This window comes from Paenibacillus sp. FSL H8-0260 (assembly GCF_045040625.1).
Taxonomy (GTDB): Bacteria; Bacillota; Bacilli; order Paenibacillales; family Paenibacillaceae; genus Paenibacillus_AQ; species Paenibacillus_AQ odorifer.
The window spans coordinates 3,751,903-3,773,797 of the sequence record NZ_CP150298.1 but is presented as its reverse complement, the minus strand read 5'-3'; the positions used below and the strand labels follow the sequence as shown (position 1 = coordinate 3,773,797).

At 43.5% G+C, this 21,895-nt stretch carries 21 protein-coding genes and 1 riboswitch; of the genes, 20 read left to right on the top strand and 1 reads right to left on the bottom strand.

Annotated features, from left to right (window positions below):
* Window positions 1-300: 300 nt before the first annotated feature.
* Window positions 301-344, top strand: a riboswitch (PreQ1 riboswitch).
* Between the two features lie 163 nt (window positions 345-507).
* The 15 genes from queF to MHI51_RS16610 all read left to right on the top strand — a co-directional run bounded on the left by queF (window position 508) and on the right by MHI51_RS16610 (window position 15,748).
* The gene (queF, locus tag MHI51_RS16680) at window positions 508-981 is read left to right on the top strand and encodes a preQ(1) synthase (RefSeq protein WP_405174064.1); all 474 of its coding nucleotides are present in this window, start codon (window positions 508-510) and stop codon (window positions 979-981) included.
* 29 nt (window positions 982-1,010) lie between these two features.
* Window positions 1,011-1,673, top strand: coding sequence for a 7-cyano-7-deazaguanine synthase QueC (gene queC, locus MHI51_RS16675; RefSeq protein WP_405173110.1), 663 nt, complete (start codon window positions 1,011-1,013; stop codon window positions 1,671-1,673).
* Entirely contained in the window at window positions 1,673-2,155 is a 483-nt protein-coding gene (locus MHI51_RS16670) for a 6-pyruvoyl trahydropterin synthase family protein (protein WP_405173109.1), read from the top strand. Before queC ends, MHI51_RS16670 begins: the two co-directional genes overlap by 1 nt.
* Window positions 2,148-2,870, top strand: coding sequence for a 7-carboxy-7-deazaguanine synthase QueE (gene queE / locus MHI51_RS16665; protein ID WP_405173108.1), 723 nt, complete (start codon window positions 2,148-2,150; stop codon window positions 2,868-2,870). The genes MHI51_RS16670 and queE overlap by 8 nt, the downstream gene beginning before the upstream one ends.
* Before the next feature lie 135 nt (window positions 2,871-3,005).
* Window positions 3,006-3,527: a cysteine hydrolase family protein gene (locus tag MHI51_RS16660; RefSeq protein WP_076190233.1), complete on the top strand. Its 522-nt coding sequence runs from the start codon at window positions 3,006-3,008 to the stop codon at window positions 3,525-3,527.
* The gene (locus MHI51_RS16655; protein WP_341002772.1) at window positions 3,528-4,346 is read left to right on the top strand and encodes a VanW family protein; all 819 of its coding nucleotides are present in this window, start codon (window positions 3,528-3,530) and stop codon (window positions 4,344-4,346) included.
* 81 nt (window positions 4,347-4,427) lie between these two features.
* Window positions 4,428-5,564, top strand: coding sequence for a zinc-dependent alcohol dehydrogenase (locus MHI51_RS16650; protein WP_405173107.1), 1,137 nt, complete (start codon window positions 4,428-4,430; stop codon window positions 5,562-5,564).
* Between the two features lie 142 nt (window positions 5,565-5,706).
* Window positions 5,707-6,621, top strand: a complete 915-nt coding sequence (locus MHI51_RS16645) for a DMT family transporter (RefSeq protein ID WP_175618917.1) — start codon at window positions 5,707-5,709, stop codon at window positions 6,619-6,621.
* A gap of 32 nt (window positions 6,622-6,653) precedes the next feature.
* Window positions 6,654-7,499, top strand: coding sequence for a class I SAM-dependent methyltransferase (locus MHI51_RS16640; protein ID WP_076277601.1), 846 nt, complete (start codon window positions 6,654-6,656; stop codon window positions 7,497-7,499).
* A gap of 225 nt (window positions 7,500-7,724) precedes the next feature.
* Complete coding sequence (locus MHI51_RS16635; RefSeq protein WP_076217756.1) at window positions 7,725-9,224, top strand: sugar ABC transporter ATP-binding protein; 1,500 nt, start codon at window positions 7,725-7,727, stop codon at window positions 9,222-9,224.
* Between the two features lie 32 nt (window positions 9,225-9,256).
* On the top strand, window positions 9,257-10,249 hold the full coding sequence (locus MHI51_RS16630; protein ID WP_076277599.1) for an ABC transporter permease: 993 nt from the start codon (window positions 9,257-9,259) through the stop codon (window positions 10,247-10,249).
* Window positions 10,250-10,309: 60 nt separating this feature from the next.
* A complete protein-coding gene (locus tag MHI51_RS16625; protein ID WP_076277598.1) occupies window positions 10,310-11,290 on the top strand; it encodes an ABC transporter substrate-binding protein in 981 nt (326 codons plus the stop codon).
* Window positions 11,291-11,370: 80 nt separating this feature from the next.
* Window positions 11,371-12,981: a response regulator gene (locus MHI51_RS16620; protein ID WP_076217758.1), complete on the top strand. Its 1,611-nt coding sequence runs from the start codon at window positions 11,371-11,373 to the stop codon at window positions 12,979-12,981.
* Window positions 12,978-14,762: a sensor histidine kinase gene (locus MHI51_RS16615; protein ID WP_342409722.1), complete on the top strand. Its 1,785-nt coding sequence runs from the start codon at window positions 12,978-12,980 to the stop codon at window positions 14,760-14,762. Before MHI51_RS16620 ends, MHI51_RS16615 begins: the two co-directional genes overlap by 4 nt.
* Entirely contained in the window at window positions 14,759-15,748 is a 990-nt protein-coding gene (locus MHI51_RS16610; protein ID WP_076217760.1) for a substrate-binding domain-containing protein, read from the top strand. Before MHI51_RS16615 ends, MHI51_RS16610 begins: the two co-directional genes overlap by 4 nt.
* 54 nt (window positions 15,749-15,802) lie before the next feature.
* On the opposite strand, the gene MHI51_RS16605 is transcribed toward MHI51_RS16610, so the two are convergent.
* Window positions 15,803-16,693: a LysR family transcriptional regulator gene (locus tag MHI51_RS16605; protein WP_076277595.1), complete on the bottom strand. Its 891-nt coding sequence runs from the start codon at window positions 16,691-16,693 to the stop codon at window positions 15,803-15,805.
* 328 nt (window positions 16,694-17,021) lie between these two features.
* Here MHI51_RS16605 and MHI51_RS16600 point away from each other — a divergent pair, with 328 nt between their 5' ends.
* The 5 genes from MHI51_RS16600 (at window position 17,022) to MHI51_RS16580 (ending at window position 21,483) form a co-directional block, all read left to right on the top strand.
* Window positions 17,022-17,957 (top strand): phosphate ABC transporter substrate-binding protein PstS family protein, encoded by a 936-nt coding sequence (locus MHI51_RS16600; protein WP_076126671.1) that lies wholly within the window; start codon window positions 17,022-17,024, stop codon window positions 17,955-17,957.
* Between the two features lie 90 nt (window positions 17,958-18,047).
* Entirely contained in the window at window positions 18,048-18,950 is a 903-nt protein-coding gene (pstC, locus tag MHI51_RS16595; RefSeq protein ID WP_036687519.1) for a phosphate ABC transporter permease subunit PstC, read from the top strand.
* Window positions 18,947-19,843: a phosphate ABC transporter permease PstA gene (gene pstA, locus MHI51_RS16590; protein WP_036687518.1), complete on the top strand. Its 897-nt coding sequence runs from the start codon at window positions 18,947-18,949 to the stop codon at window positions 19,841-19,843. The genes pstC and pstA overlap by 4 nt, the downstream gene beginning before the upstream one ends.
* Window positions 19,844-19,881: 38 nt before the next feature.
* Window positions 19,882-20,658 (top strand): phosphate ABC transporter ATP-binding protein PstB, encoded by a 777-nt coding sequence (pstB, locus tag MHI51_RS16585; protein ID WP_036687516.1) that lies wholly within the window; start codon window positions 19,882-19,884, stop codon window positions 20,656-20,658.
* A 222-nt stretch (window positions 20,659-20,880) separates the two neighbouring features.
* Window positions 20,881-21,483: a nitroreductase gene (locus tag MHI51_RS16580; protein ID WP_076099095.1), complete on the top strand. Its 603-nt coding sequence runs from the start codon at window positions 20,881-20,883 to the stop codon at window positions 21,481-21,483.
* Window positions 21,484-21,895: the final 412 nt, after the last annotated feature.

Sequence of the window (21,895 nt, the reverse complement as noted above, 5' to 3'; positions counted from 1 at the left end):
ACCCTTAGCTCGAAGATTATTATGAATAAGTTACCCCTTTCTTAGGATTTGAATCCTTTTTTTTGCCACATCTTAATTAACCATATGAATAGTTCATGTGATTAAAAAGAAATCCGCGATCAAATTGCCGTGGTTTTTGAGCTTCCTAATCTCTACATACGCAGGTCTATCCACGTTAATCTGGTGTTATTTGCTGATCTGTATAAGATAACAGTAAAGAGTAGAACTTGTCAGGAGCGGGCTACCCATGGTATAGTTCAAGACGCAATATGCTTTAAGAAGAAGTCTGCGCTAAGTTGTGCAGGAGAGGTTCGCGAACTCCCTCTATAAAAAACTAAGAATATATTAAACAGTACAAGCGGTTGCTGTCCTTTATCCGGATGTTGCTTCCGTTTCTTCTTAGTGGAGCCAAGTTTTCGAAATCTCGTTCTTCTTTCCATTACCGGCCAAGGCCGAAGGAAAAGAGAGGGGTTTTTTGTCGTGTCAGAAGGAAGATTGAAAGAGGAAATGCAAGAAGTTACTTTGCTTGGTAATCAGGGAACACAGTACAAGTTTGGTTATGATCCAGACATTCTGGAGGTGTTTGATAACAAACATCCCGGGCGTGATTATTTTGTTAAATTCAACTGCCCTGAGTTCACTAGCTTGTGTCCTGTAACGGGTCAGCCGGATTTTGCCACGCTGTATATTTCGTATATTCCTGAACAAAAAATGGTGGAATCCAAATCATTAAAGCTGTATCTGTTTAGCTTCCGCAACCATGGTGATTTTCATGAGGACTGTGTCAACATTATTATGAATGATCTGATCTCTCAGATGGATCCGCGTTACATTGAGGTATGGGGCAAGTTCACTCCGCGCGGAGGCATTTCAATTGATCCTTATTGCAACTATGGAAGACCGGGTACGAAGTATGAGGCGATGGCGGAACACCGCTTAATCAATCACGACCTCTATCCAGAAAAAGTGGACAACCGCTAAATTCCAACTTGTGATAAGGAGAGATTCATATGAACAAAAAAGCACTCGTCGTATTCAGCGGCGGACAAGATAGCACCACTTCCCTGGTTTGGGCATTGCAGCAGTATGAGGAAGTGCAGGTAGTTACCTTCAACTATAATCAACGTCATGCGGCTGAAATCGAAGTTGCAACAGCGATAGCAGCTAAGTTTAATGTAAAACAGCATATTCTTGATCTGGGGCTGCTCAATCAGCTGGCACCCAATGCACTTACCCGTCAGGATATAGATATCGTGGCTGGTGAAGGAGATGAGCTTCCAAGTACTTTCGTCGATGGACGGAATTTGTTGTTTTTATCTTTTGCCGCAATATTAGCTAAACAACTGGGGTACTCCCATATCGTCACTGGGGTTTGCCAAACGGACTTTAGCGGTTATCCGGACTGCCGTGATGTTTTTGTGAAATCATTGAATGTTACGCTGAACTTATCTATGGACTATGAGTTTGCGATCCACACTCCCCTAATGTGGCTGGATAAAAAAGAAACGTGGAAAATGGCCGATGAACTTGGGTATTTTGATTATGTTCGCGAACACACACTGACCTGTTACAACGGTATTATTGGCAGTGGCTGCGGTACTTGTCCAGCCTGTCTATTGCGTCAGCGTGGTCTTGAGCAATATGAGGCGGAGAGAATGGAGGCCGGTTCTTAATGCTTAACGAGGTTTCAGTCTGCAAAATATTTACGTTCGATGCGGCACACCAGTTAGTGGGACACAAAGGGAAATGCAGCAACCTGCACGGACATACTTATAAGCTCGAAGTAGTGCTTAAGGGCAAACCTATGGCCGCGGAAGGCCACTCGGATGAAGGCTTCGTCATTGATTTCAGCGATATCAAAATGATAGTACAACAAAGCCTTGTAGATCGTTTAGATCACGCTTTTCTTGCCATGGGAAATGAACCTGTGTTAGAAACGTTAACGAATACGGGCTCCAAAGTAGCCTTGTTGTCTTTCCGCACCACAGTGGAGAATATGTCTTCATATATTGCCTACAAGCTTAAGCAAGCAGGGTTGCCTTTGTACTCGGTAAAGCTATGGGAGACTCCAACCTCTTGGGCAGAGGTGCTGGCTGAAGATGTTCCGGATGAAGGGCCATCCTACCGTTTGTATGGAGGCTATGACTGTGAGTAAGATTCCTGTAATTGAAATGTTCGGTCCAACTATTCAAGGCGAAGGTGCGGTAATTGGAGTGAAGACAATGTTTGTCCGCACCTATGGCTGCGATTATCGTTGCGGCTGGTGTGACTCCGCTTTTACTTGGGATGGTACGGCTAAGAATAAGGTTCGCATGATGGAAGCAGAAGAAATCATAAATGAATTATTGGCATTAGCTGGAGATAATTTCGACTGTGTTACGATTTCAGGCGGTAATCCTGCCTTGATTGGTGAAGGAATAGGTACCTTCATCAAACTGCTTCATGAGCGTGGAATAAAAGCAGCGATAGAAACTCAGGGGAGTAAATGGCAGGATTGGTTCAATGACGTGGATGTGCTGACAATCAGTCCTAAACCCCCAAGCTCAGGAATGACAACGAATTGGGAAATGCTAGATAACATCATGAGTAAGATGGAGAAACTGGGTCGTTCTACGCATAGCTTGAAGGTCGTAGTGTTTGATCATAAGGATTTTGATTATGCGAAAAACGTTCACCAGCGATATCCGAATGTGCAGCTCTTTCTGCAGCCTGGTAATGATGATGTCACGGAAGAGGGCAACATTTCTGCTCGACTTCTGGGAAGGCTGGAGTGGTTGTTTAATAAAGTAATCGTGGATTCGGATATGAACAAGGTTCGTGTACTTCCACAGCTGCATGCATTGATCTGGCATAATAAGCGTGGCAAATAAAAGATTGATGAAATCGTCCGGGTATCTGCTTACAGATGCTCGGTTTTTATTTTTAACATTTGTAACTTCTAGCAGGTAGATAGTCTGTCCCAGTTTCTGGTATGATTTTGAAAAAAGCTCTTGGAGGTTATTCATTTGGAACAATCAACAGCACTATTAATTATCGATGTTCAAGAAGCCATGTTCTCCTATGATCTAAAGCTGTACGATGAAGAGGGTGTGATGGACAGGATTGTCTCCCTTCAGCAAAAAGCTCGATTAGCAGGTACTCCTATTGTGTATATTCAACATACCGAAGATGAGGAGTACACAAAAGGTACACCCACTTGGCAGATCAGTCACCGCATCACACCGCAGGAAGGCGAAGTTATCGTTGAGAAGCCTACTTGGGATGCTTTTCACCGAACGGAACTGCAAGATGAACTCCAAAAGCTCGGGATCACGAATCTGGTGATCTGTGGGATGCAAAGTGAATTCTGTCTGGATACGACAATAAGACGCGCATACAGCATGGGATATAAAAGTGTACTGGTTTCAGACGCTCATAGCACTTTTGATAATGGGGTTCTGAGTAGTAGGGAGATCGTTAAGCATCATAATGCGATAATTGGAGGTAGATTCGCCCAGTTACGAGCTGAAAGCGAGGTTCAGTTCTAGATGAATACACCCCAGGCTGCCATGAAGCCTATTCAGCGTTCTCGCCTTAGATTGTTTGCTGGCAAACGATATTTTATTTGGAAAAGATATTTGAAATGGTGCACTGGACGAAGCAAAATAGCGAGGCAGCGTACGGATGAAACATTATCTTATACAGCCATGACTCATGCTACCCCGTTATTAAGAAGTCTTCGGAATGTAGATATGGTGCTTCAATACAATAAAATAACTAACTTACGGCTGGCAATTGCGAAGCTGGATGGACTTGTTGTGCACCCGGGGGAGACTTTTTCCTACTGGAGAAGTATTGGTAAGCCCACTAAGCGAAAAGGGTATCTGCAGGGTATGGTGCTGCATTATGGTGGTTTTCATTCCGGGGTTGGAGGAGGCTTATGCCAGTTGTCTAATCTGATCTATTGGATGGCACTGCATACGCCACTTACCGTTATGGAACGGCATCGTCATAGTTATGATGTATTTCCAGATGAACAACGTACGCAACCTTTTGGAAGCGGGGCGACTTGTTCTTATAACTATTTGGATCTTCAATTAAAAAATAACACCGCTCAAACGTATCAACTAAAGCTCTGGCTGGACGATAGCCATTTACACGGGGAGTGGAGATGCAATGAGCAGGCGCTTTATGATTATGAAGTATACGAAAGTGATCATAGGATTAGTCTAGAGCCTTGGGGCGGATATATACGCAGTAACAAGATCAGTCGAAAAGTATATACACGCTCTGGAGATCTAATTGGAGATGAAGCTGTAACTGATAATTACGCACTAATGATGTATTCTCCGCTTCTTCATGGATAAGAGGTTAGGGCTTAGGGATATAACATAGAAAGGCATGAAAATTATATCTCTAGACCATCTCCAAAGGAGCGGATTAACAGCATGAAAGCACTAACCTACCAAGGGAAGAAAAAAGTGAAAGTTAAAGAAGTAGCTGATCCGAAGCTTGAGAAAAAAGATGACATCCTCGTTCGGATTACCACTACGGCGATTTGTGGCTCGGATCTGCACATTTATAACGGGGAAATTCCAGGTATGCATGATGATTATGTTATTGGTCATGAGCCAATGGGGGTTGTTGAGGAAGTGGGACCTGACGTAACTAAAGTCAAAAAAGGTGACCGAGTCATCATCCCCTTTAATGTCGCCTGTGGGCAGTGTTTTTTCTGCCAGCATGAGATGGAGAGCCAATGCGACAATGCTAATGACGCCAAGGACACAGGCGGTTATCTTGGTTATTCCGATACTTATGGCGGTTTTGCAGGCGGACAAGCTGAATTGCTGCGGGTTCCTTATGGTAATTTCGGCCCTTTTGTCGTTCCTGAGGATGCAGAAATGGAAGATGAGCGGCTTCTTTTCTTATCGGATATCGTTCCTACTGCTTGGTGGGGAGTAGAAAGCGCGGGAGTGAAGCCGGGAGATACAATCATTGTTCTCGGCTGCGGGCCCGTTGGACTGCTAACTCAAAAGTTTGCTTGGATCAAAGGTGCCTCTAGAGTCATTGCTGTTGACCATATCGGCTACCGATTGCAACATGCGAAGCTGACCAATAATGTTGAAGTTTATAATTTCGAAGAGATCAAGGACATTGAGGCTCATTTGAAGGAGATCACTCGTGGGGGCGCAGATGTGGTTATTGACTGTGTGGGTCTAGATGCCAAAATATCTGCCTTGGAGAAAGTGGAAACGGTTCTGAAGCTGCAAGGAGGCTCGCTCAGTGCATTCAGAATGGCCGCAGATATCGTACGTAAATTCGGAACCATCCAGCTTGTAGGAGTCTATGGACTTAATTACAATATGTTCCCGCTGGGTCAGCTATTTGAACGGAACATTTCATTAAAGATGGGACAAGCGCCGGTGATTCACTATATGCCGTTGCTGTATAAGATGATTAAAGAAAATAAATTTGATCCTACAGATATCATTACGCATCGCCTGCCAATTAGTAAAGCGGAGCATGGCTATGACGTTTTTAGTGAGAAAAAAGAGGATTGCATCAAGGTTGTTCTGAAGCCGTAGCCTTTTAAGAAGCATGAGCTTTCGTCAGAAATGACATTGCTTTTGCTTTTTTCAGTGAAATCTTATGAAAATAGATGCATTTTTTCACGGTCTGCGTTAAATTAACATAAGTGACTTAAGATATTGAAAGGACGCGTAACATGTGAAACTTAAAAAACCGCCACTTCCGATTCCACTATTAATGTTGATAGGGATTGTGGCCATCTCTTTTTCCGCCATTTTTATTAAATGGTCTGATGCACCTGCATCTATACAAGGCATGTACAGATTATTATTTACCTCACTGCTGATGCTGCCTTTTGCAAGACCCTATAGTGGAGCTGCTTTTGCTCTTCGTAAAAAAGACTGGCTAATGCTCATCCTCTCAGGCGCAATGCTTGCGCTGCACTTTTTGCTATGGATGGGATCATTAAAGTATACTTCGGTAGCTAGTTCAACAATGATCATGGCCCTGGAGCCTGTATTCATTATGCTGGGTGTTTATTTTTTGTATAAGGAAAAGACAGCTCTGTCCGCTATTCTAGGGCTTGGCATTGCGATTGGCGGTGTCGTGTTTATCGGCTGGGGGGATATCGGCATCTCTGCGGATAATCTAAAAGGTGATCTATTATCGGTCGGAGGCACTGTCGCGGTAGCTGTACATATGCTGATCGGTCAAAAGCTAGTGGTGCGCATGCCCTCTTATTTATATAGCTTGATTGTCTTCTTATCAGCCGCTGGCGTGTTTGCCGTATACAATCTGTTCATGGGGATTTCCTTTTTTAATTATCCGGCCAAGGAATGGGGAATCTTTGTATTGTTAGCAGTGGTGCCAACGGTGTTTGGCCATATTTTGTTTAATTGGTTACTACAATATGTATCCGCGACTACGGTTTCAATGAACATTTTAGGAGAACCAGTGGGAGCCAGTATCTTAGCGTATTTACTCTTGGGTGAACAGCTAACAACCTTACAATGGGCAGGTGGGCTGCTCGTCATGATTGGCCTCGCAGTATATTTGTACGCGGGAAGAAGGAAAACTATCCGGATGGCTGATGCCATTCAGAATGCTTCATAACAGATATTTTACACATAAAGGGGTAGCAATGGATGGAAGAGCAGAATCAATATTCAAATAATCAGGCAGAAAAAAACGCTGTGCCAACAAGCGAAGAGCTTTGGAACGAAGATACTTATACCGCTTGGGTAACTCGGTTTGGTACACCGTCAGAAGCAGCTGCAAAATTAATAAAGGAACCAAGTGCAAAGCTTCACCCGCTCCTTTCTTTTTTTGGAGAGGTGAAGAGTAAGAAAATGATGAATTTAATGGGCTCAAACGGGATGAAGGCCGTGGCACTCTCATTACTAGGTGCGGAAGTAACGGTTGCTGACTTCTCGGAAGCCAATGCGAGATATGCGGCTGATCTTGCCCAAGAAGCAGGGGTACCACTAACCTATATCGTCTCAGATATTCTTAAGCTGCCAGAAGACATCCTTGATGGTTCATATGACATCGTCTTTGCAGAGTTAGGAATTGTTCATTACTTTACCAACCTTACACTATTCATGGAAACAGCTCGCCGATTGCTTTCTCCTGGAGGCGTATTTGTACTCCGCGATTTTCATCCGGTAACGACCAAGCTTATTTCCTCGAAGGGATCTACTGCGAAGGTACGCAAACACAAAGTAAACGGAGATTATTTTGACTCATCATTGGAAGAGAAGAAGGTATCCTATTCCAAGTATTTGCCTTCCACAGGTAAACCAGCAGGTGAACAAGAGCATAGTGTTGTGTATTGGCGCCGCTGGACACTCGGAGAAATTGTAACCGCAGCAGCTAATAGCGGACTAGTGATCCGCCAATTAGTAGAAGAACCTAATCTATCTTCCGACGTGTATGATAAGGGAATTCCTAAGACCTTCACATTGGTGGCTGGAAATGGCGCAAGCCTGTAGGAGGGTTCGCTGACATGTGATTTTTAGGATATAACATTTGTGCTGAACTGAGGTGCTCTCGGTTCAGCTTTTTTTGTATGTAAAACATAAAATTTTAAACTTTTTTACGGAGATTATTCCATTACAATGGCAACTTATAGGGAATACAATGATTTTACATTCCGGATTGAAAGCGATTACTTTAAGGGTTAAGGCATTCTCAAAGAATTTGAGGTGGATATCAAAATGAACGAAGTGTTGCTTCGTATGGAGGGAATCAACAAGTTTTTCCCAGGTGTTCATGCTTTGAATGAATGTCAATTTGAGCTGAAGTGTGGGGAAGTTCATGCGTTAGTAGGAGAAAATGGCGCTGGCAAGTCTACCCTTATGAAGATTGCGACAGGTGTCTATTCCAAGGATGCGGGTCAAATGTGGTACAAGAGAAATGAAGTGGAGATTGTTAATACCCGTGAAGCACAGGAGCTTGGAATTAGTATCATCCATCAGGAATTGAATTTAATGCCTCATCTTACGGTCGCCCAAAACATTTACATTGGACGAGAGCCGCGTAAAGCTCTGAAATGGTTCGTTGATGATGTGGAGATGAATCGCAGGGTACAGGTACTGTTTGATCAAATGAATCTGAAGCTGGATCCCAGAGTTTTGGTATCAGACCTGACCGTTGCTAATCAGCAAATGGTTGAAATCGCTAAAGCCTTGTCTTTCCAAGCCGAGGTATTGATCATGGATGAACCAACCGCCGCGTTAACAGATACAGAAATTAACGAGTTATTTCGAATGATTGAGCAGCTACGAGATAAAGGTGTGGGAATTATTTATATCTCTCACCGCATGGATGAATTGAAGCGAATTACAGACCGCATTACAGTTATGCGTGATGGTTGTTATGTAGATACCGTTCGTACCGATTCAATAACGATTGATCAGATCATCAGCATGATGGTTGGACGTGAATTATATCAAACGTCGAAACCAACGATTGCAAAACAGACTCAGCAAGTTGTCTTAGAAGTTCGAAATCTTTCTAGAGGGCATGCGTTCAAGGATATTAGCTTTCATCTGTATAAAGGTGAGATTTTGGGCTTCGCTGGTTTAATGGGAGCTGGACGTACCGAGGTTGTACGTGCCGTTTTTGGTGCCGATCCCATCGATGAGGGTGAAATTATGCTCCATGGAAAATCGGTTCGGATACGTCAGCCACATCAAGCAGTACAGCATGGTATTGGGTATTTGTCCGAAGACCGCAAACGTTTCGGATTGCTTGTGGATATGGATATCAGTATGAATAATGCGATTGCCTCCTTTTATAAATTCCGTAATTCATTTGGCTGGATGAAGGAGCGGGAGATGCGAAGCTCAGCGGAGCAGCATGTTGAAGCGCTAGCCACCAAAACTCCAAGTGTAGGTCAAAAGGTTAAGTTTCTGTCCGGAGGTAATCAGCAGAAAGTGGTCATCGGCAAGTGGTTGACTAGAGACTGTGATGTACTCATCTTCGATGAGCCCACACGAGGTATTGATGTAGGCGCGAAAAGTGAAATTTATAAGCTGCTGGATCAGCTTGCGAGCGAAGGGAAGGCGATCATTATCATTTCTTCAGATCTTCCTGAGATTCTAAGAATGAGCCACCGGATTATCATTATGTGTGAAGGGCGTATAACAGGAGAACTCCCCGCAGAAGAAGCATCGCAGGAGGCGATTATGAAATATGCGACGAAACGTTCATAACTGTTCAAGAGTTAACCGGAGGTGTCAGGACTATGAAGATCGCGGATAAAGAGATTAGTCAGCCAGCGGGTATGAAGCAAACGGGAGGGCAATCCGGATTCAAACAAAAATTATTGGCATTTGCCAGTCTGATCATATTGGTCATCGTATTTTCTATATCCTCCAGCAACTTTTTTCAATTCTCAAATCTTGTCGGAATTCTAGTTTCTACAGCTGTAATCGGAGTATTAGCGCTTGGAGCTACCTTTGTTATTATTACGGGCGGCATCGACCTTGCTCTCGGTACTGTAATGACATTCTCATCTGTTATGGTTGGAGTCATTATTACCTTCTGGGGTCTGCCCGTCCCGTTAGGCATTGTAGGTGGGATTCTGGCTGGAGCACTGTGCGGCTTTATCAGCGGTTTGATGGTGGCGAAGATGAACATTCCACCCTTCATCGCCACTCTGGCGATTATGATGGTGACCAAAGGCTTGTCGCTTGTCATCACCGGAGCCAAACCTATTTATTTCAACGATGATCCGATCTTCGCCAAGATCGCCATGGGTAAAATGATCCCCGGTATACCCAACACCATCGTTATCTTCTTATTACTCGGTATGATCGCAAGCATAATCTTGTCTAAGACGATAATTGGGCGTTACAACTTCGCGCTTGGCAGTAATGAAGAAGCTACTCGCTTATCAGGTGTGAACACAGTCAAATGGAAGATTATTATCTATTCCATTACAGGGATTTTTAGTGGAATCGCAGGTATCCTGATGGCATCACGTCTGAATTCAGCTCAGCCATCACTGGGCACTGGCTATGAACTAGAGGCTATTGCGGCAGTGGTCATTGGCGGAACTTCCTTAAGTGGAGGTGTAGGTTCTATTCTAGGCACGATTATTGGCGCACTGATTATGAGTGTGCTGACGAATGGCTTACAGATTATGTCCGTGGCTCAGGAATGGCGGACGGTCATTGTCGGTGTTGTAATCATTATTGCGGTTTACGCTGATATTCTACGCCGCCGTAAGCAATAAACTTGGTATGATCTCCATCCGGAGTGATATACAAAGCAAATGACGAGGGGGAAGATTCAAATGAAACTGCGTCGTAGAGGGTTTATCATGCTTGCCTGTCTATTATTAGTCACTACATTGCTGAGTGCATGTAACAACAATGATAGTAACAAGAGTGCATCCGGTTCAGACAAACCATACATTCCAGTCATATCAAAAGGGTTCCAGCATCAATTCTGGCAAGCGGTGAAGCAAGGAGCGGAGAAAGCTGCTAAGGAATTTGATGTTGAGATTACCTTCGAAGGTCCAGAAAATGAGAGTCAGGTGGATAAACAAATTGAGATGCTGCAAACCGCTCTCGACAAGAAGCCAGCTGCAATTGCGCTTGCCGCACTGGACAGCAAAGCTGCGATTCCTTATCTAGAAAAGGCAAAGGAAAATAAGATTCCGGTCATCGGCTTTGACTCTGGTGTAGACAGTGATATCCCTGTAGCAACAGCAGCGACTAACAATAAAGCAGCAGCTGCTTTGGCCGCAGATAAAATGGCTGAACTGATTGGCAAGAAAGGTAAAGTGGGCCTTGTCATACATGACCAAACGAGCAGCACAGGGCAACAGCGTCGCGATGGCTTCTTGGAACAAATGAAAGCAAAATATCCGGATATTCAAGTGTTAGAGCCGCAATATGGAGGTGGAGATCAGTTAAAGTCCACAGACCTTGCGAAAGCGATGATGCAGGCAAATCCGGATCTGAAAGGAATCTATGGCTCTAATGAAGGCTCTGCTGTAGGTGTGGCTAATGCAGTAAATGAATTGCAAATGAATGGTAAGATCGTAGTCGTCGGCTTTGATTCTGGCAAGCAGTTGATGGATGCTATCCGCAGTGGTGTTGTGGCTGGTGCTGTTACACAAGACCCCATTGGTATTGGCTATCAAGCTGTGAAGGCAGCTGTGCAAGCGATTAAAGGGGAAGCGGTTGAAAAGAACATCGACACGGGGTTCCACTGGTATGATAAAAACAATATGGATTCCGATGAGATCAAACCTCTACTATACGAATAGAGTTTAATAATAGAGGTTGCCTCCCGCAGGCGGCCTCTATTATGCTTATGCTGATAAGTTCAAAGTTGTGGAGGTGTTGGATGTATAAGATAATTCTGGTTGATGATGAAGATGAGGTTCGTGAAGGGATCAAACAAAAGATCTCATGGAGTAAATATGGGTTTGAGCTGGTTGGTGATTTTGATAATGGCAGAGATGCACTGGAAGCAATCGAGCAGCATCGTCCTGACGTAATTATTACTGATATTTGTATGCCTTTTATGGATGGACTGGGATTGGCCAGAGCTGTGATGGATAGGTACCGGGATATGAAGGTCATTATCGTCACTGGATATGAAGACTTCGAATATGCGAAGCAGGCCATAACACTGAAGGTGACTGAGTACTTATTAAAACCGATTAATGCACGTGAGTTTGCTGAATTTCTAAGTAAGATGAAGCAGGATTTAGATGAAGATCATCTACAAAAAGCGAATTTAGTTAAGCTTCGTATGCATCTTAATCAGAGTCTTCCATTGCTGCGGGAACGATTCTTGGAGCAGCTGGTAACTACTCGAATGAAAAGCGAAGAAATCGAGAATAAATTGAGTTATTTTCATATTCCGTTGCAGGGTCAAGTGTACCTTGCGCTCGTTATAGATATAGAATTGGAGAAACGAAGCCAGGACCTAGCTTTTGATGCAGAGCTACTGCGTTTCGGCGCCTTTAACATTGTTCAAGAGCAGCTGGAGAAAGAGCAAGAAGGAGTGGTATTCCAGACGAGAGATGGAAAAATCGCTGCGATATTACCCGGCAATTCAGAGACGGTAGAAGTAGCAACGCAGCATCTTGCAGAGCAAGTCCAGGGTAGCTTAAATAAATATTTGAAGCTGTCATCCACCATAGGCATCGGTAGAAAATATAATACTTTGCAACAAATTCCACAATCCTTCCAAGAAGCGGTCTCCTCCATAGAATATCGTTACCTTTTAGGCATAGATAAAGTTATCTCCATACAGGATCTTGAGTTTGGGAAGGGATTGGATCAGGCGCATTTCACCTCATGGGAAAAGCAATTTATATCCGCTTTAAAGACAGGTAAAGCTTCTGCTGTATCGGAAATTCTGTTGAAGTGGTTTCAGGAGCTTAAAAGTAATACCTCCTCTATAGAAGGCTGCCGTAGCAGCATCTATCAGCTGCTGGTTTCTTTGATGAACTATGTGGTCGACATCGGCTTCATAAATACAGTAGTTGTTTCGCATAATATGTTTGCAGAGGTTGCTGCGCTTAAGACTTTAGATGAAGCAAGGCATTATCTGGAGAGGACTTGCCATGCGCTGATACTTAAACTATCGGAACAGAGAACAACGGTTCGGACTTCTCAGATGCAAGCCGCAGAAGCTTATATTCGCGAGAATTATTGTAATGACAGCTTTTCACTCAATGAGCTGTGCAGCCATATTTTTATGAGCATCAGTTATTTCAGTGCAACTTTTAAACAGCACACCGGTGAAACATTTATAGAGTATCTGACTCGACTCCGTTTGGAAAAAGCAAAAGAACTCCTTACGGTCACACAGTTGAAGACATATGATATCGCTGCCAGAGTTGGTTATGCTGATCCACAGTATTTTAGTGTTATTTTCAAACGTAATGTAGGAAGCACACCGAAGGAATATCGACACCGGCAGAAGGAGAATCTCTCTCTATGAGATCACAGCGCTTTTTCTGCAGCCGAAGTATTCATTCTAATATTGCTATCTCCTTTTCACTTCTTATCCTCTGCACAACTATTGTCCTGAGTTATACTTCCTATCGCCTGTCCTCAGCCGCGGTCAAGGGCAATTCTGTAGCCTATACTTCACAATTAATAGAACAAGTAAAACTAAATATCGAGAATTACATTGGTAATATGGAGAGCATAGCTGCTCTGGTGTTAACTAGCAGTGATCTAGAGAAATATATAAAAGGCTCGAAATTAGATGAAGAAGAGGCGCTTAAGAATAAACTGCTTGCCAGTCATTATCTCCGGTCAGTCGTTCAGTCCCGCTCGGATATTTCCTCTATATTATATGCAGGCTCAGATGGCATGACCGTTTCGGATCGACAGCACGCTGTTTTGAAACCGCTTCCTGAACTAATAGCTCAAGATTGGTATCAAAAAGCTATGAATCAACTTGACGTTGCAGTTTCTTCCTCTCATGTGCAGCACATCTTTCAAGATGAATACCGGTGGGTAGTCTCGATCAGCCGAAAACTCTCGAATGCGATTGCTATGACGGAAGCGGATCAACAAGGTGTACTGCTCGTAGATCTCAATTACAGTGTAATTAATAATCTATGTAAACAAATCGAACTGGGAAAACGAGGTTATGTTTTTATCGTCGATCCCGCAGGTAGCCTTGTCTATCATCCACAACAGCAGTTGATCTACTCCCAGCTCAAGTTCGAACAATTAGAGACGGTCCTTGGGATCAAGAGTGGATCTGTTACGGTTAACACGGGGAATGATCAGAAACTGTACACTGTGGACACTACCAGCTTTGGCTGGAAAATAGTTGGAGTCACTTATCCGGATGATTTGGTCGCGAACAAGCAACGTATGCAAGGAACCGCCGCCTTATGGGGAGCAATTAGTTTGATTTTTGCTATGGCTATATCGATATTTCTCTCTTACGCACTGACCAAACCGCTGAAGAATTTGGAGCTGAATATGAAAAAAGCGGAACGTGGAGAGTTCGACATACGCGTGGAGATTGAGAGCACGAATGAAATTGGCAAGCTTGCTCGTACGTTTAATCTTATGATGATGAAGATTAAAGAGTTAATGGGGCAGATCGTTCTGGAGCAAGAGATGAAACGTGTGAGTGAACTGAAGGCACTGCAAGCGCAGATTAAACCTCACTTTTTGTACAATACACTTGATTCGATTATTTGGATGGCAGAGACAGGAAAGATGGAGGAAGTGGTGGAGATGACTTCATCTCTATCCAAGCTGCTTCGTTCAACAATTGGTGAGGGTGAGGAATTGATTCCGCTAGCCAAAGAATTAGAGCATATTCGGCACTATTTAACGATTCAGAACATGCGTTATCGTAATAAATTCACTTATTCCATAGAGGTACAAGAAGATATCCTAACCTGCAGCATTTTAAAAATGGTACTTCAGCCTTTGGTTGAAAATGCGATCTATCACGGCATAAAACATAATCCTGAGCAAGGGCACATTCTGATCCGAGCAAGACAAGAACAGAACGATATTATCGTACAGGTCATTGATGACGGTATTGGGATGGATGAAGAGCAAATGGGTAAGGTACTGCTGCAAAAATCAGATTACAAGACTGGCAGCGGTGTAGGTGTCGCGAATGTGAACCATCGTATCCAGCTGTATTTCGGTGTAAAATACGGTTTGTCTTTTGCAAGCGAGATGGAGGAAGGAACGACGGCCACTTTACGAATACCTGTGATTTATGAGGAGGAGAGTCAATGAGCGCTTTACGGTCAAAAATTGGCCTGTATACTCTGCTGCTGCTCTTCATTGTTACTTTGGGTTCATTAGCCTATCGTATGTTTACAAATGAGCTGGACGCAAAGGTTAGGACCATTATTTATGTGCCCAAGACTATCGATAGCAGTATTGAATTCTGGGAAGTGATGAAACAAGGTGTGGCAACAGCGGCTAAGGAGTTCGGCGCAGAGGTTCGCACGGTTGGAACGGATACAGAGCTTGATGTAGATCAACAGATAGAACTGCTGGAGCAAGCAATTAAGGAGAAGCCTGACGCCATTATTTTATCAGCTACAGATTATTATCGCCTCATTCCAATCGCGGAAAAGATCAAATCAGTTGGCATTACGCTTATTACTGTAGATTCGGGCTTAAGCGGTGGTGTATCAGAGAGCTTTATTGCTACAGACAATTATGAAGCAGGACGTAAGGCAGGGCAGGAGTTAAGAAAATATATTGATCCGGAGGATAAGGTCGCTATCGTTAACTTTGTACAAGGCTCTGCCACCGCAATTGAGAGGGAAAGAGGGGCTCGTGATGCCCTTTTAGAGAATGGAGTTCATGATGTGCAGCCTACATTATTCAGTGATGGTTCCGTGCGGAAAGCGTACCAGTTAACTGTTGATTTACTAAAGGACGAGCCAAATCTAAAGGGGATAATAGGTCTTAATGAACCTTCAACACTAGGGGCTGGGCAGGCGATTATGGATATGGGATTTCAAGACAAAGTGAAATTATTTGGGTTCGACAATTCTAGCAATGAGGTGAAGCTCCTCGAAAAAGGGATCTTGCTTGGCACGGTTATGCAGAAGCCTTTTAATATGGGGTACTTAGCTGTGAAGACGGCGATTGAAGCTGTTGAGGGTGAGAAAGTGGAACGGATAATAGATACAGGCTCCGTGATCATCACGAAGGAGAATATGTATTTAAGTGAAAATGAGAAATTAATGTTTCCTTTTATAGAATAAATGAACAAGGAAGCTTCTAAAACCGTTTGCGGCTTTAGAAGCTTCCTTGTTTTTTTAAAGATCAAGAGTCGTTACTATATCAACAAAGGATTGCTGCAACGGTGTTAAAATATGATCTTTACGCCAGCCGAGCACAAACCCGCCGCTTTCAGGCAGAATCCCTGGCAGGTTGGCATAGCTAAGCTTGCCTAGCTCAATCTCAGCTTTAACCGCCGCTTTAGAACATATACCAACACAATCACTCCCGCTAACTAACTGCTTAATCACTTCTGGAGAATTCAACTCGGATCGGTTCCATAAACGGATTTGATTGAATTGTGCCCATTGATCGGCATACCCTCGTAAACAAGATCCTTGCTCATGCTGAATCCACGGCTCATTGGCAATTTGTTCAGGTGTTAATTTCTCTAGGCCTTCAAATGGATGTCCAGGTGCAAAAATTAGGACAGGTTCATCACGGACAATAAGCTGAAAATCAAAAGATTCGTCCTGCCAATCCGCAGTATGTAAAATGGCCATCTGAATATCCCGACTACGGAGACGCTCACGTAACAAAGCATCGCTTTGAACAGTCAAAGAGTTGTTAATCCCCGGATAGAGTTTCATGAATTGGATTAACACATTAGGTAAAATATAAGTTGCAGGAATAAAACTGGCTTCCAGCTCTAATGTTCCTTTTGAGGGGGAAGAAAATTGTTTAACTGTGCGCTCAGCTTCTGCTGTGAGAGAGACGATTTTGAGGGCGTATTGATAAAGGGCCCGTCCAGCATCCGTAAGCAGCACTCTTCCGCTTCGGTAAAGAAATAGAGGGGTTCCGAGCTCAGCCTCCAGATTCTTCATATGAAAAGAAACAGTTGGCTGTTTAAGGCCTAATTCTGCGGCTACATCGGTTACTTTTTTATATTTTTCAATTAGAACTACGATGTTCAATTTCATAATATTCATGACTTTCCTCCACATAATACTAAGTTGGATTATAAATTATATCTCCATTATAGATTATATCTATACAGATATACACTTTATATTGGTATTTTTTTCGTTCGCTTTACAAAGATAAGAAGTTTCTCTAACGAACGAGCTCTAGAATAAGAAGAGTCAGAGGGGCCAAGAAGTCCCGGACAACATATAACATATGCGTTTGATGAACTTTTACAGTAACCATGCATATGGGGGCCAAGCTCCACAACACCATGTTAAAGCTTTCGAAGCCAGTTTGGTATGAACTGATCAGGGAGCCATGCTAACAAACCATTTAGGAGGAGACAAAACAATGCAATTCAAAAAATCATGGATCATGACTTTGGCTTTAACAAGCGTACTGGCACTATCGGCTTGCGGTAACGGCGGGGCTAACAACACAGGAGGAAACGCTGCAGCAACTAACGAAGGAAGCGGCGGCGCTGAAATAAGTGGTTCGATTCTGGCTTCAGGTTCAACAGCATTACAACCCTTGGTTGAGCTGGTAGCAGAGAATTTCATGGATAAAAACACTGGCGTGGACATTCAAGTTCAAGGCGGTGGCAGTGGTACTGGTCTTACTCAAGTAGCTGAGAAACAAGTAGATATCGGAAACTCTGACGTATTCGCAGAAGAAAAATTAAAAGATGCAGATGCGGAAAAAGCAGCAGCACTCGTAGATCATCAAGTAGCAGTAGTAGCGATCGCAGCAGTATCTCATCCTGATGCTGGTGTGGATAGCTTGACTAAACAACAACTGGTGGACATTTTCACTGGTAAAATCACTAACTGGTCTGAAGTCGGCGGAGCGGATCAAAAAATCCAAATCATCAACCGTCCAGGCAGCTCCGGTACTCGTGCTACCTTTGAAAGCTTTGCACTTGGAACCAAAACAGAAGATATCCCAGGTTCGATTCAAGAAGATTCCTCCGGTACGGTTAAGAAAATGATCGGTGAAACTCCAGGGGCAATCGGATACCTTGCTCTTTCTTACCTGGATGATTCCATTAAAACACTTAGTCTTGACGGTGTAGAAGCATCTGTTGACAATGTTGTTTCTGGTAAATACCCAGTATGGGCTTACGAGCATATGTACACAAATGGTGAACCTAATGCAACAGTAAAAGCATTCCTCGACTTTTTCTTAACTGACGAAGTGCAAACAGGTGAAGTTGTTGAACTTGGATACATCCCAGCTGTTAAAATGCAAGTTGTTCGCGACGTTGCAGGAACTGTTACCGCTAAGTAATTTAATTCTAGGCAATGTTATTGATTAGAATCTCAAGTGATTAGAGGCGGATACATCTGCCTCTCTTTTCACTTTAGAAAGAGGGAGCAATTGAGGGTGAAACTAAAGAACTCACGATTCGAAAAACATCATATTGAAGATTTTGTTGGACGTACTTATATGTCCTTCTGTGTATTACTGTTGATAACAATCATTGTATCGATGGTATATTTTGTAGCGTCTAAAGGAATTTCAACCTTCACAAGTGGCAATGCTACAGTTTCTGAATTTCTCTTCGGTACAAAGTGGTCGCCTGAAGCGGATACGCCTTCCTTCGGAGCTTTTCCATTTATCTCGGGGTCCTTCCTGGTTACTTTGCTTGCCGCATTGATTGCTAGTCCACTTAGCTTATGCGCTGCGTTATTTATGACTGAGATTGTTCCAGGGTGGGGCAAAAAATTACTTCAACCTGTTATTGAGCTTTTGGCAGGGATTCCTTCGGTAGTATATGGTTTCATCGGATTAAGTGTAATTGTACCGTTTCTACGCAACAACCTGCCGGGCCAAGGCATCGGGGTAGCTGCAGGCGCGCTTGTGCTCTCGGTAATGATTCTTCCGACGATTACAAGCGTGGCTGCAGACGCGCTGGCTTCATTGCCGCAAAACTTAAAAGAATCTTCCTATGCGCTTGGTGCCACCCGGTGGCAGACGATTTCGCGGGTGATTATTCCAACAACCTTTCCTGCCATTATGACAGGGATTGTATTGGGAATGGCTCGTGCTTTCGGTGAAGCACTCGCTGTACAAATGGTTATCGGGAACGCACCATTCGTACCAAAATCACTCTTTGAGTCAGCTTCTACCTTGACCAGTGTGATCACACTCGGTATGGGGAACACGACCATGGGCTCACCTCACAATAATGCACTGTGGAGTATGGCACTGGTTCTCATGCTGATGACTTTCGTATTTGTCTTCTTTGTGAGAATGCTTGAAAGGAGAAATAAAATTTGAAGCCGAGAACCGTAAATAAAATTGCCACCAGTCTTATTGTATTTTTCGCGATGCTCATCGTTGCCATTCTACTTGGACTTTTGGGATATATCCTCTTTAGAGGCTTAAGCCATATCAGTTGGGATTTTCTTTTCTCCGCACCGCAAAAGATTCGTGCAGGTGGAGGGATCGGACCGCAGCTATTTAACTCCTTATTCCTGTTGGTACTGACACTTATTATTACAGTTCCGCTTGGACTGGGTGCCGGTATTTATATGGCGGAATACGCTCGTCCCGGTAAGATTACCGGCTTTATTCGCTTGATTGTTGAAGTGTTGTCATCTTTCCCTTCCATCGTAGTCGGCTTGTTTGGTCTATTGCTGATTGTTAACTATTTCAATCTGGGCTTCTCCTTAATCTCCGGTGCGCTGGCATTGACGGTCTTTAATCTGCCGCTGATGGTGCGGATTACGGAGCAAGCTTTCCGTAGTGTTCCAAAACAACAAAAAGAGGCCGGTTTTGCACTAGGATTGTCCAAGTGGAAAATTGTTACCTCGGTGTTGTTTCCGGTAGCATTACCTACAATTATTACAGGTACTATCTTGTCCGCTGGCCGTGTCTTTGGGGAAGCAGCTGCGTTGATGTTCACAGCAGGGATGAGTAGTCCAAGATTGGATTTCACCAACTGGAATCCACTTAGTGCGAATTCACCACTGAATCCCTTCCGTCCAGCGGAAACGCTGGCTGTCCACATTTGGAAGGTCAACAGTGAAGGTCTAGCTCCAGATGCTGCACAAATTGCTGCGGGAGCTTCGGCGGTGCTTGTAATTATGGTGTTAATCTTCAATCTGGCAGCACGTTATTTCGGAAGATTTATTTATCGTAAGCTTACAGCTTCAAAAAGAATGAACTAATCATACAAATTAAAGTAGAGATGTAGGAGGAGTAATCGATGGGAACGTCGGCAACAGCAGTGCGTGAATCTTTTCAAACCGAAGACCTGAGTATTTTTTACGGAACATATGAGGCAGTAAAGGGGATAAGCCTTCCATTTGCTGAAAATACGGTTACTGCACTGATCGGCCCCTCCGGCTGCGGTAAATCAACCTTTCTTCGTTCTTTGAACCGGATGAATGACGAAATTTCTGGCTCAAAAACAAAAGGAAGCATCTGGATTGATGGAGTGGATATTAATGCTCCGGGTACGGATGTGATTAAGCTGCGTCAGAAGATCGGGATGGTATGGCAAAAGCCAAATCCGTTCTATAAATCGATTTACGATAACATCGCTTTTGGACCTAAGTATCATGGCATTAAAGGTAAAAAGGCTCTTGATGAGATTGTTGAGAGCAGTCTTCGCAAAGCAGCATTGTGGGATGAGGTAAAGGATCGTTTAAAAGATTCAGCACTTGCACTTTCCGGTGGACAACAGCAGCGTCTTTGTATTGCTAGAGCGTTGTCGGTTAACCCGCAAATTCTGCTCTTGGACGAACCAGCATCAGCTCTAGACCCGGTCTCCACAGGTAAAGTAGAGGAGCTAATCAAGGAGTTAAAAGAAGAGCTTCGCATCGTTATTGTGACACATAATATGCAGCAGGCAGCTCGGATCTCTGATTATACTGCATACTTTTATCTTGGCTCCCTTGTCGAATATGATAAGACGGATAAAGTCTTTACCAATCCAGAGAATCAAATGACGCAAGAATATATCATGGGCCGATTCGGCTGAAGCTGTGAACATCGTTCCTTCAGGAACGGTGTTTTTTTGTGAATTCAAGAGTTAATATGCAGAGAAACAATAACATCCGAAAGTTTCTGCGAAGTATATCGGTTGTTTTTAAATGAAATTAACAGTGATTCGAAAGGTTACCTGTTATTTGCAAAAGGTATAAAGATGCTGTATCATTTGTGATAATGATTATCATTATTACTATATTAGGGAGTGGATCTTATGACGCAATCTCAACAGACTCAACAGAATAGTGTGGCCGAAATAATAAAAGAACGACGCTCGATTAAGCTTTTTAAAAAAGATCCACTTCCACAAGGCCTTTTAGAGGAATTATTAAATGTAGCGGTATGGGCACCGAATCATGGTGTGCGTGAGCCGTGGAGATTTATTGCCTTTCAAGGGGAAGGTTCGAAATTCCTAGCTGAATCTGCATTTGCTTTTGTAAAACGTGCTATAGCTGATCCAGAAGTGGCTGCTAAACGTAAAGAATATATCTCGAATATTCCATTAACAGTAATCGTAGTGATGCCTGAAGATCCTCGGCAGAGAGAGTGGGACGAGGATTTTGCAGCAGCATCCGCACTTGTACAGAACTTCCAGCTCGCAGCTTGGGAGCAAGGTGTAGGGACAATTTGGAAGACTGATCCATACATCAACAACCCTGAATTCCGCACTAAAATTGGTGTGAAGCCCGGCGAAAAAATTGTAGCCATGATCCATGCCGGATATCCGGAGACTGTACCTGACAGCCGTCCACGCACAGACGCTTCGGAGCTGTTGAAGATCGTAGACTTCTATCCAGAGAATGGCGTAGTGGAATAAGGAAAGTCGAAGGCATTCGTATATTAAAAGCGTCGAAAGATCAAAAACATCGATAGATCATAATTATCGAAAGATCAAAAGTATCGAAAAAGCGTCGAAAGATCAAAAAGATCGAAAGATCAAAAACATCGATACATCATTAGCATCGAAAGATCAAAAAGATCGAAAGATCGAAAGTATCGTAAAAGCGTCGAAATATCAAAAAGATCATAAGCATCGAAAGATCAAAAGTATCCTTAGGGATGCTTTTTTTGTTGCTTTGACTAGCCGTAGTCGGGTGGGGGGGAGGGCTACTGGGTGCTGATCACGTTTCGCTGCCGGTTCCTCTGCTGATGTGGCTCAACCTTCTACTTACTTCCTAGTGATCTCCTATTGACCTTCTGCGGGCTTCCTACTGACCTCCTAGTGGCTT